Here is an 11,800-nt window from a genome sequence, read left to right as displayed (position 1 = left end):
AACTTATTTTATTTCAATGAATATAGCTTTTTCGCAATAATATTATTCCATTAACTGTCCACAAGGACAGTTTTACCTTCATTGATTAACTCGATTCAAATAAATATTTTCTTTATTGAAAAATAACAACATTCCATGTGGATTATCTAAAGATACATCTTTATTACTATTGTGATTCTGCAACTCATTCCCTTGTAAATCCTGACTTGAAAGTGAGTACACATCAGTTGCAACAAGCTTATATCCTTGAGTATTCAAATAACCAACTAGTTTATCAGGCATGACATGAGATGCACCGTAAATTGGTAACAAATTATGTTCAATTTTATCCTGGTCTAAAATATTTAATTGCACAACACCTGTACGACAAAATATATCAAAATAAATCGGCTCAAATAAGCCACTTGTAGTAATTTCTATTGAATTTAATTCCATCGCTAGTTGCTCTACACTCGCAAAATTCCGCGACCACGGGTTGCCCATTAAAAATAGCCTTATCGATATTGCCTCTGGCTGTACTTTCACAATATCGAGTAATGTTCTCGTAACAGCATCTGGTTGTAAGTAATCTAACACTCCATGAACCGAAACTAGCCGCAGGCTATTAGGAGCGTAAAGTTTTGTCAGTTCTAGTTCTGCTAGATTGCGATCGCAAAAATAATTTAACTGTAGGTTTGGGTATTGGCTGCGTAAAGCTAAAAACTTTTCTGGCGGCTCAGTAGCAATGTCGTAACAGTCGATTGTCGGAAGTTGGTAGCGCGTTAAGTCAACTCCCTCAAAACCAAAAAAAACTTCACGTTCGGCAAAACCTGCACCCAAGATAGCTGCACTATCACCATTACCTGAAAGAATCGCTTCCCAGGTGAGGGGATAAACATTGGGGGTAAGTTCTAAAAGTCTAGCTCGACTAATCTCTAGAATATTGCCACTGCCCTTGTTTTCTAGGAATCTTACTGCCATAAAACCTCGCTATATTATGAAATAACCTTGGGACGACTGATTAGGGCGATATCTTTACCTTCGCCCAAACGGTACACTTCTGTGCGATCGCCAACATCAATTTCAAAAAACCGATAGCTTGTAGTAAACCGCGCCCACGGTGCCAAAGGATTAATTTTTGGGAGATTGGTTGTTGCTTGGTAAGTAATTTCAAACCCCGCTCCCCCATCTTGCTTGAACATCCGCAAAAAACATTCATAGTCTCTAGCGTGCCAAAAATCAGTTGTTCGGCGACGCACCACATCTTGTGAGTCAGAACTCATCGCCCGTGCTGCTGATGCGGACACGATTAATTGCAAATTGTCAGACATTCGCGTTAAAGCAAGTTTCTTGTCTGGGTTTGAGAATATTTCATCAACAATTGGTTTAAGCTCAGGGTGCAAACAAGTTTCGGCAATGTAAAACCCTGAATACTTGCTGATATCTTTCTCAAATTCCCGATCAACTAGTTTTTCTGAATCACAACTAACCGACTTTCGTAAGCTCGCAAAAATTAAGTCTTCGTATAACTTCTGCTGCGATGCTGGCGCTGCTGCAAGAATTTTGAATGCAGACCCACGCATCCCCTGAATTCCTATCAAAGCACAGGTACAATCGAGGGATGCCGCCCACATTGCTAGAAATTTTCGATAGTTGGTATAAAGCATTAATGCTTCCTGGTAGTCAGGAGCTTTAATTTTGAGTAGATGCTTTACTGGGTTGGGTTTAATTTCCCATCCAGGCTTGCATAGTAAAGTCCACAACGTTGAGGAATCTTCAATGGCATCCATGCATTTATCCCCTCAGCAAATTAATGACAATTATTGGTCTGTCCGTTCTTGTCAAACCTCATGCGGGATATCAAATCCTTAAGATGGGCTGGATCTACACCAAACCTATGAGCAATGTCATACTCCTCATCTTCAGTTGGCGGTGCATTTAGTGTAAGTAAATGCTCCAAAAAAGGTTGCGACCCCCCTAAAGGCAAACCATCATCCGTAAAAGGTAACCTATGTTCGTGCATTGACTGCTCAAATACCGCAGGGCGGGTATTTTGTAGCCACGCTACAACCTCACCAGGTTTTGGCGGCTCTATCCCCAGTCGATCGCATTCTTCTAATAACTCGTTTGATAATTGCGATTCTACTGCGGAGACGCTGTGCGATCCTCCTTGAAGAGCCGCCAAGGGCGAACGCACCACCAAATCCTGCAACCACTCCTGTAGTTTTCCTGTCTCTGGTAACTGCAAATCCAGCGTCTGACAAGCAGCTGAAAGTTCTTGTCCAATAGCAGCATTAACATATAACTGCCCCAACCAAGTAGCAAATTCCTCATTTTGAGGTAATTCTATCCCTTGTTCAAAGCTAAAAGTTTGCAGTTTCTTTCCTAAACGAATTCTTTCTAAAAGCTTTGTACCAGTATCTTCTTCATCATTAATAATTTGAGGGTCATTTGACCCAAAAGCCATTTTGTCTAAAAGCCAAATAGCTATTTGTCCTGATTTTGGAGCTGACAAATTTAGAGTTTCACAAGCAATCAGCAGCTCAGTTCCCAAAGACGTATAACTTGCAAGCCACTCCTCTAAATTACCTGACCGAGGAGCAGTAAGTCCCTTTTGAGATAAACCAACAAGCTCTAAACCCAAATTCACCAAGTTCCTAACTACCATTGACAAGCTTTTACCCATATCAGGTATTAGCTTCTCAATTTGACCTCGCATTTCAACACTAATATGAACTGTCACGCGGTCTTTCTCTGCATCTACAGGACGACCACGCTTCGGAGGTAGCTTCGGGTTTTGTTCGGGCTGTTGTTTACTCATGTTACTTCAGTCTATCGGAACCACAAAGCATATTTGAAGCCTTTGTATGCTAAATCGTTAATAAACGTAACTATTTAGCAGTGCATAATTGCTTTTACACTGCTAAATAGTTACAAAATGTAAATAAAACACATACATAATTAGTTGATTTGGTATTCTTCAATCAAAAGCACAAAAAAGTTGAGATGGCAGAAAAACACCTGTTTCAATCAAAATTTCTGCACGAGTCCAATATGAAATACTGCGAAATCTTCAAAAACTTGCCCAAAGAAGGCTTAGAACCAAGACAATTTCTACGCCACTGTTTTGATATCGCTGAACTCAGTCCCCCAGAACTTCTCGAAGAAGAAACCGACTCACAATACCGCAAAAAATGTATCACTGTACTATGTGCAGTCTTAGGTGTACAAAGACCAACAGTTCGCAAGTGGGGAAGTGACCTCAACTTTGACGGGATGCCCAACTACTGCAAAGTTTCACTTGCTTACATTCACGCTGCCGAAATCGTGCCAAAGCAGCTAAAGAGCGTCTTGAGAGGAGAATATAGCGCACTGGAAGTAAATGCTCAAACGTTTCTAGAAAAAATACTCCTTCAAGGGTTAACTGAACAACAAGTACTACAAACTGTGTCTCACGCCAATTTTCGCGCAACTTGTGTCAAAACTCTCACGCAAGTATTACATATTGGCACCAAGTCAGTCCAAGATTGGGGTCAGGATATGTCGTTTCACAAAATGCCCAAAATTCACAAGCACACCTTGGGCTATGCCTTGGCTGCTATCTCCAAATCATCATCAGAAAATTGGGAAAAAGCGGCCTGACTTATTTAACTAGTCGAATTAGGAAACTTGGTCTTAGAGATTAAGACCGCGCATACAATATCATGACTACAACAACTTTTGCAAATAATTCATACGTCGAGCAGCATCAGGTAAACTCCAATCCTACCACCCACATAGAGCAAAGTACCCTAGAGTACCTCCATACGGCTTTCCTACTCTACGAGTACAAGCAGACTTACACCAAAAAAGAATATCGCGCACTATTAGAAGAGTACGGTTGGGATAAGGGCAGTGCTGAGGAAAGGCGATCGCTCCGAATTGCCGAGAATTTTCAAGCATTTATCAGTTGCCCGGAACACTTGGCGGTTTTACCAATATCGGTACTACTTCGGTTATGTTCTGTGAACTACAAAATCCTAATTGATGAATTGGAAGATATTCCTATTGGAGGATTGACTTGTGGATTAGTGTTAGAACTGATTGAGAAAAGAAGATTGTTTCTCAGAGCCATGAATCAAGAAAAAAAAGATGGCAACTGGCGAGCAACACCAGATGGAAATAGATATTACACCTTCGGCAAAATTATGGAGGATGACCACCAAACAGGGGTGTTTACCGAGAAGTTAATAGAGGAATTGGGATTGTCACCGCAGCGAATTGTTAGAAAGGCGATCGCTGACTTATATGAAAAGCATCAAGCTGAGATAGCCAAGAATGAAATCGGCTCTTTTGAAGAACTAATTCTTTGTGAACAACTCACTGACACCATAGAAGAATTGATTCCTGCCAACGATGAAAATATCGTCAACCCAACAAACCTTGAGGTAATGCAGCGAGAACTTGAAACCTTGTGGCAAAGGGATACAGAAGAATATGATTGCGAAGAATACCTGGAAGAACCTGAAGAGTCAAACATTGACTTTGAAGAAGATGAGATTCAGGCAGTAGAAAGTACATTGGCTGGGATGTTCGGTACAAATGAAGTCCCAGCAACTGATGCAGAAGTCCTCGCAGACATATTGCGGAAAGCTTCAGATTATTCCTCAGTGCGCCGAGGACTATGGCAATATCAACAAGCTAAGGAACAAGCTTGGAACCTCCTTTCGGATTCGGAAAGGAAATCTGTATGGCAGATGCTTCCAGAGGCAATCAAAAAGCTTAGTAATGCCAAGCGTGAAGGGTTGATTATCAATTTTTATGAGATGGAGTCAGGAGGAGTATATAAAGTCTTTACTACAGATTACCCATTAATAGAAGAAACAATTAGTAATAGTCGGTTAGACAGATGGTTGGCAGACTTAAAACTCAGGCAGAACTCCGATTGTAATTGACATGTGTTAAAAGCCAAGTGCAAGAAATTAACATTAATTAGAATCTCAATGAACTCAACAGCAACAAACAAAAAAATAGCTGTTAGCCTATTCTCCGGGGTGGGTGGATTTGATTTGGGATTTAAAGCAGCAGGATTTGAAATCGCGATCGCCATTGATAATAATCCCATCGCCCTAGCAACATACCAACATAATTTCCCGCACGCCACAGTCTTGTGCAAAGACATTCGGGAGGTGACGGGTGAAGAAATACGCGCCTGTATTCAGACGAAGTATGTAGATTGGGACAGGGAAATTCATACAGTTTTTGGTGGGCCACCATGCCAAGGATTTAGTGTTGCTGGACTGCAAAATGTTGAAGATGAGAGAAACTCGTTGGTAGGGGAGTTTGTTCGGCTGGTGTTGGAACTCAATCCCCTTGGGGCAATTATGGAGAATGTGCCGGGGATTGAAAATCAGAAGTTTGGCTGCATTACTGCTAACCTCCAAGCAGTGCTAGAAGAACATTATTTCCTTAGCAAATGGAACCTGAACGCTTCAGATTACGGGGTTCCGCAAGCTAGAAAAAGGGTATTTTTTGTTGCATCTAAGTTTGGAGAAATTATACCGCCGGAGCATCAACCTCAACATACAGTTAGAGATGCGATCGCGGACTTGTCGCCAGTCCCCCTACTCCCCAAGCAAAACACTCAAGAATGGCATCCAGATTGGGTGAAGGGAGAATATGCTAAGTATATTGAAAAAATATTCCCAAATCTTGGTATAGTAACTAACATTGAGACGGGATTCGCAGCGACAACACATACACCAGAAGTAATTCAGCAATTCATCAACACTCCTCCAGGCGCGAGAGAAGCTAGATCCAAATCAAAAAAGCTGCAATGGGATGGATTCTGCGTGACGTTAAGAGCGGGGAGTGGCAACCGCACAGCATTACGTCCCCTCCATCCAGAACAGCCACGGGTTATCTCAGTTAGAGAAGCTGCTCGTTTGCACAGTTATCCTGATTGGTTTAATTTCAGTGAGGCAATACTCCACGCCCAAAGAGAAATCGGAAATTCGGTACCCCCATTGCTTGCATATGCTGTGGGAATGCAAGTTAGAGAACATCTAGAATGCAATATCACTTCTCAAATTAAGCACCAAAATTGGCAAAAATGCCTATTTTTACCAATTTGTTGCAATTATAATAATCTACTCGTTTTTGTCAATGAAATGCTGACTTTAAGGAGGTTAAGCAAAATCAGCAAAGAGCGATCGCCTCCTTTCAGCAAGAGGTAGACGAGCGATTGGGGAAATTCGTCGCCTGAAAGCAGAGGGCGAATCTTTTGGGCAGGAATCTAAGCCAGATATATTATTCGCTCACGCAAGAACCGATTGTGACAGTACTGGGTGCGGAAGGTGGGCTTGAAGCTAGTTTAGTTGCCCCAAAGTTGAGTAAGCAGTGGTGGGAAAAGTCAGTCTGGTGCGATTATTTGAGTATCCCCAAAATTATCTCCGGGGAACAATTCATCTGTCATATGTAGGTTCGCTCTAAAAAAGCGATTAAAAAAGCTTCTCAGTTGCACTCAGGTATTCTGGTTATTTCTAAATATAAACATTTTTACGTAAAAACCCATATTGTTTAGTAATTATTATTTTTAGAGGTAGTTACCTTGCAACCTGTGACTATAACTGTTCCTGATGTTCTTGGGGCAGATGCACGAACTATTGAGGCTTTCTACAACCGTATTCAGGAAACTACACCTGCTCAAGCATACGAAATTGATATGAGCCAAGTGAGTTTTATCCGTCCTTACGGTCTCTTAGCTTTAGTAATTGCCGGACGTCATTTGAGGCAGGTTTCGGGTAATAAAATATTGCTGAACCGTATGCAGCTAAAAGTTCATCAGTATTTGGAACGGATGGCTCTCTTTGAGATAGAGAACGACTGGTTTGACGTGGACAGTCCACTACAAGAGCGGTGGAACCGAGATCCAAGGACAGCTAATCTTTTGGAATTGACTTTGGTTTCTACTATTGAAGATGTCAGTGCTGTAGTTTCCCGCGCTGAAAACATTTATAGCAGATGGTTATCAATTTCACACATAAACAACTTGATCAATGTACTGTCTGAGTTATGCACGAATGTTTTTGAGCATAGTGGAGACAGATATGGCTGTGTTCTAATCCAGAAAGTTGAAATTCAGGGACAAGCCGTCGTTCGACTAGCTGTGGGGGATCTTGGTTGTGGCATTCCTGGAAGTTTAATTAACCACTGTAAAAGTAGTGACATTAACGATACACTCGGCTACTTAATCGAAGTCATGCATGGAAAAACAACCAGGTCAACAGGGCGTGGAGGTCTTGGATTACGCCAAGTAGAACGTATTGCTGGTATGACTGGAGGCTATTTATGGCTACGCTCTCATGATGCCGCTATTACAAGCTTTGGTTCAGGAAAAATACAAGGATGTGCAAATTTAGCTTTTATTCCCGGTACTCAAATTGCAGTAGAACTGTATTCAACTTGACAAGAAGGTAAGGAGTAGTTAGCATTTAGATATGCGTTCACTGGAACTTAGTGAACGGTCACTTATCAAAGGTGAAGATTGGAAAGGAAAGGAGTAATTAAGGTTTTAGACGTTGCTGATCTGTTCAAGGACTTAGAATTCTCAGGCCGATTTTTTTTAACCCGGCAGAAAGGAAACCAAGCTTTTGAGCGGCTAAAGCATTATGTTCAACAACAACCAGAAGGTAGTGCCATCCTTTTATCTTTTCCTGAGAATCAATTGATAGACGTTTCGTTTTTAGATGAAACGATTATTCGACTACAGGAAGATATGAGTCAAGGGCAGTGTCCTAGTAGCACTCTTCTACTTCAAGGATTGACACCGGATACAATTGCCAACTTAGGAGCAGCTATTGAGTTTCGACATCTCAAGCTAGCTTTTCTCGCAATTGAACCCAACGGACAGTGGGAGTGTGTTGGGCAACTAGAGTTAAGTTTACGAGAAACGCTCAATTTGCTCTCAATACATGGCAGTTTGACTGCACCTAAACTTTCAGAACTGCTCAAATTAGCTGTCAACTCAGCGAGCAATCGCCTCAAACGTCTCTATGACCTTCACCTTGCTCGACGAGACTATGAGGTAACAAATAAGGGGTTGCAATACACTTACTACTTCTGGAAATGGACAGAGTAACAGCCTGTGTAGTGCGGGTAAATGTTGTTCAAAACTGCTGCTGTTCAATAAAAACAGTACACCAGAAGTACTAATAAGTTTTGAACTTGCAAATTAAAACTCAATCTCATTAATTCAGCCAATGCACAAAGTCATCTTTTACCCAGTACAAAATGGCGACACAAGCCAAATCATTCTGAGCAATGGTAAACGCCTATTGTTTGATTACCGTCACCTAAAAATTGGCGAGTACGAGGATGAACCCGCTATTAACCTCAAAAATCATCTAACAATTGAACTAGCAAATGCAAAGCTAGATTATTATGATGTCTTGGCTCTCACCCACGGGGATAATGATCACATTTCAAACAGTACTGAATTCTTTGAATTACGGCACGCTGCCAAATACCAAGGCAACGGACGAATCAAAATAAATGAGTTATGGGTTCCAGCAGCTATATTACTCGATACCAACACAATTGGGCAACGGGGAGCAGAATTTGTCATTTGGCGACGAGAGGCACAACATCGCCTTCTCGAAGGCAAGGGTATCCGTGTTTTTTCTAAGCCAGAAATGCTCAAAAGTTGGCTTGCGGAAAAAGGGCTGACACTTGAGTCGCGTCGGCACCTTATTACCGATGCTGGGCAAACGGTTCCGGGTTTTTCACTTGCGAGTGACGGAGTTGAGTTCTTTTGCCATTCACCATTTATTAAACACGTTGATGAGGGTGACGACTTACGCAATGATGCATCACTTATTTTCCAAGTTCGCTTTGAAGTTGCAGGTGTCCAAACTAACTATCTGGCTGTAGGAGACTCAACCTGCGACGTACTAGAAGACATTGTACGCACCACTAAATGGCATAACAACGAAGATCGACTGAAATGGAATCTGTTCAACATTCCTCATCATTGTAGCCATCATGCGCTTAATTCAGAAAAAGGAGATACGGAGACAATTCCTGTTCCTTTAGTGGAAGAACTTCTTCTGTATGGCCAGCGAGAAGCTTATCTGGTCAGTTCAAGTAAACCGATAAACAATAATAGAGAAGCCTATGAACAGAAACAACCACCCCATATTCAGGCCAAAAATTGCTACAAACGGTATTTGGATCGGATTGGTGGACGAAGATTCATAGTGACTATGGAGGAGCCAAACCTTAAAAAACCCCAACCTTTGGAGTTCCAAATTACTAGTGGAGGAGTAAATTTGAATCCTTCTACAAGCTATGGAGTTAATATCATTGTGTCTTCTCCAGCACCGAGGGCAGGTTAGATGTCAGATGAATACATCGATTTTGGTGAGCCTATTGCCCAACTCACTGAAGCTGCTTTGACAATCCCGATCTCACGCAGCATATTCAGGGCTTGCCTTACACACAAATTCTTTGAGCTTATAGAGCTAAGATGCATTGTTCGAGAAGAACAACGAATTGCGGAAATGCTCGTTGTTGATTGCACTAATGATGGTGTTCCTACTAGAAATGAAATTGGTATCCTCTATCGAGAGCGAATTGGGTTAATCTTCTATTCTGAAGAGGCCAAAATGCCTGAAGTGCGAGCGTTACGACAAAATTTTCCTGCAACGCCACACCAGAACCATGTAAATAAGGGCGAACCTGCTTCACTGTGTCTGTATTTTGAACCGTGGCAAGTAATTGAGCGTTCCTGGACTCCTCAAAGCCATTTAAATCGAGTACTTTGGTGGCTTGCCGAAACTGCTAAAGGTACACTGCACCATGAAGACCAGCCCGTTGAACAGTTTTACTTCCGCAGCCCTTTTGAAATTATTTTGCCACCGGATTTTGATGAAAAAATCCAACAAAATGACCTTTTTCTAACCGTAAAACGAGTAGAATATAGAGTTCTTTTGGGATACTTTTTGCAGACCTCTCAAGACAAAAATGTCCAACTAGGGTTAACATGCATAGTTCTTGCCCTTCAGCCAGTAACTCACGGTGCTGTTGAACACTTTCCATATGATTTAGGAACTCTTGACGGACAATTTGCAGCACGGGGAGCAACTCTGTTTAATCTACTTTGTGCGGAGATCGAGCGCATCGTGGGCTGGGAAGGAGTTTCTAAAATAGCTGACAGTCAGACACTCCTCATCCTTCAAATACCCATTCAACGAAATGACAGCACTAATGTAGAGCGGAGCGAGTATAAAGCCTTTTACATCAATGTTAATCTTGGGCAATTGGGTGAAGCATGTGGCGTATTAACTGATGGCAGGGATGGTAAATATTACAAAATACCTTCATTAGCTGAGATTGCAAGTTCGTTTGATGATTGGCGCTCTATTGATGTTGCACCGCTCGAAGTTACATTCTCTTTAACTAATGCATCTGCACGACAAGCTTCGGGCATTACTACAGATACTGCTGAATTCTCTGGTGTGCTTGCAGGTGTTGGGGCATTAGGTAGTGTTCTTGCAGATATATGGTATCGGGAGGCATGGGGAACATGGACATTTGTTGACCCTGATTACATAAAACCGCACAATTTAGCCCGACACACTACTAAACATTTTCAGGTTGGTCAGTTCAAAGCAAATGCCGTCAAACAGATGGTGGAAGAAATCTACTTTCATGGCTATGCAAAAGCTTTCGCCATTGTTGACAGTGTAACTAACTGGTCGAATGTTCAGTTGAAAACATCTGTTGAGACGGCAGACATAGTGGTCGATGCAACAACGACACTTGCAGTACCGCGCGAATTGGCGATCGCTCAACTCAAACGGGCCGCATCAATTTTCCTAACTCCGTCCGGATATGGATCTGTCTTACTTCTTGAAGATTTAAAACGTGACATCCGAATAGACGGACTGGAAGCTCAATACTACGGAGCGATCTTAAATAATGCTTGGGGTGAGCAACATCTCAATGGACATCAAGGACACCTCTGGGTTGGCGCAGGATGCCGCGACGTATCAAGAATAATACCAACGGATTTACTTCAGCTTCACGCCGCAACCCTTGCAAGGCAAGTTAGGCTCAGACGAGAGCAATCTGATGCTGCAATCTTAGTATGGCACGTTGAGCCACAATTAGGAATTATGAGCGCTGACACAGTATCCGTTGCAATACCTTTGACTATTTTAGTTGATAACTGGAAAATAATTTGGAACATTAATTTGCAGGAAAAGGTTAGGCAGTTTCGTTCCGTCAATCTCCCAAACGAGACTGGTGGTGTTTTGCTTGGCTACATAGATCAAAAGTTGCAGTCAATTTTTGTTGTCGATATTCTCCCTGCTCCCCCAGACAGCCTAGCTGATCCAAACGGATTTACACGTGGTATTCAGAAACTTGAGGAGCAGATCCAGTCGGCACAGACACGCACAGCTAATATTGTGTCTTACATTGGTGAGTGGCATTCGCACCCACCAGGAATTTCAACCAGACCAAGCAGTCACGACATCAGACTTTTGAACTATCTTGTGGAGACCCTCAAGCATGAAGGGGTTCCAGGTGTCATGCTTATTGTTGGCGAAAACCAACAAACGTGGTCAATAGGAAAGGAGTATAATTGCTGAACGATTCAAACGAAATATGTTAGTTTTTTTTGGATTTATTGATTCAACTTTGCTTTTTATAGTAACGTACCAAATCGAATAGTAACAGCGTTAACATCTCAGCATTTTAGTAGAAATAAAGGTTTATTACTGAAAATGAATTAGGTTTGGACAATAAATACATTTTGGTTTCAACAGTAAAATAATGT

The 11,800-nt window shown here is 41.8% G+C and carries 10 protein-coding genes; 7 read left to right on the top strand and 3 right to left on the bottom strand.

Annotated elements, in window-relative coordinates:
- Positions 1–78: 78 nt before the first annotated feature.
- Genes ACWATR_RS30420 through ACWATR_RS30410 form a run of 3 tightly spaced genes read right to left on the bottom strand, consistent with a single transcriptional unit; the run spans position 79 to position 2,800 of the window.
- Positions 79–960 (bottom strand): hypothetical protein, encoded by an 882-nt coding sequence (locus ACWATR_RS30420; protein WP_322734923.1) that lies wholly within the window; start codon positions 958–960, stop codon positions 79–81.
- Between the two features lie 14 nt (positions 961–974).
- Positions 975–1,769, bottom strand: coding sequence for a hypothetical protein (locus ACWATR_RS30415; protein WP_322734924.1), 795 nt, complete (start codon positions 1,767–1,769; stop codon positions 975–977).
- Between the two features lie 20 nt (positions 1,770–1,789).
- Positions 1,790–2,800: a hypothetical protein gene (locus ACWATR_RS30410; protein ID WP_322734925.1), complete on the bottom strand. Its 1,011-nt coding sequence runs from the start codon at positions 2,798–2,800 to the stop codon at positions 1,790–1,792.
- A 233-nt stretch (positions 2,801–3,033) separates the two neighbouring features.
- On the opposite strand from ACWATR_RS30410, the gene ACWATR_RS30405 reads away from it, so the two are divergent.
- The 7 genes from ACWATR_RS30405 to ACWATR_RS30375 all read left to right on the top strand — a co-directional run bounded on the left by ACWATR_RS30405 (position 3,034) and on the right by ACWATR_RS30375 (position 11,612).
- Positions 3,034–3,621 (top strand): hypothetical protein, encoded by a 588-nt coding sequence (locus tag ACWATR_RS30405; RefSeq protein ID WP_322734926.1) that lies wholly within the window; start codon positions 3,034–3,036, stop codon positions 3,619–3,621.
- Between the two features lie 62 nt (positions 3,622–3,683).
- Positions 3,684–4,913, top strand: a complete 1,230-nt coding sequence (locus tag ACWATR_RS30400) for a hypothetical protein (RefSeq protein WP_460341089.1) — start codon at positions 3,684–3,686, stop codon at positions 4,911–4,913.
- Between the two features lie 48 nt (positions 4,914–4,961).
- On the top strand, positions 4,962–6,194 hold the full coding sequence (locus tag ACWATR_RS30395; protein ID WP_460341086.1) for a DNA cytosine methyltransferase: 1,233 nt from the start codon (positions 4,962–4,964) through the stop codon (positions 6,192–6,194).
- A gap of 383 nt (positions 6,195–6,577) precedes the next feature.
- Positions 6,578–7,426 carry an ATP-binding protein gene (locus tag ACWATR_RS30390; RefSeq protein WP_460341083.1) on the top strand — a complete coding sequence of 283 codons (849 nt, stop codon included), beginning with the start codon at positions 6,578–6,580 and terminating at the stop codon, positions 7,424–7,426.
- Positions 7,427–7,504: 78 nt separating this feature from the next.
- Positions 7,505–8,098 carry a hypothetical protein gene (locus ACWATR_RS30385; protein WP_460341080.1) on the top strand — a complete coding sequence of 198 codons (594 nt, stop codon included), beginning with the start codon at positions 7,505–7,507 and terminating at the stop codon, positions 8,096–8,098.
- A 121-nt stretch (positions 8,099–8,219) separates the two neighbouring features.
- The gene (locus ACWATR_RS30380; protein WP_334839590.1) at positions 8,220–9,353 is read left to right on the top strand and encodes a hypothetical protein; all 1,134 of its coding nucleotides are present in this window, start codon (positions 8,220–8,222) and stop codon (positions 9,351–9,353) included.
- Positions 9,354–11,612 carry a Mov34/MPN/PAD-1 family protein gene (locus ACWATR_RS30375; protein WP_460341077.1) on the top strand — a complete coding sequence of 753 codons (2,259 nt, stop codon included), beginning with the start codon at positions 9,354–9,356 and terminating at the stop codon, positions 11,610–11,612.
- Positions 11,613–11,800: the final 188 nt, after the last annotated feature.

This window comes from Nostoc sp. UIC 10890, from assembly GCF_054786515.1.
This window is presented reverse-complemented; position numbering and strand designations above follow the sequence as displayed.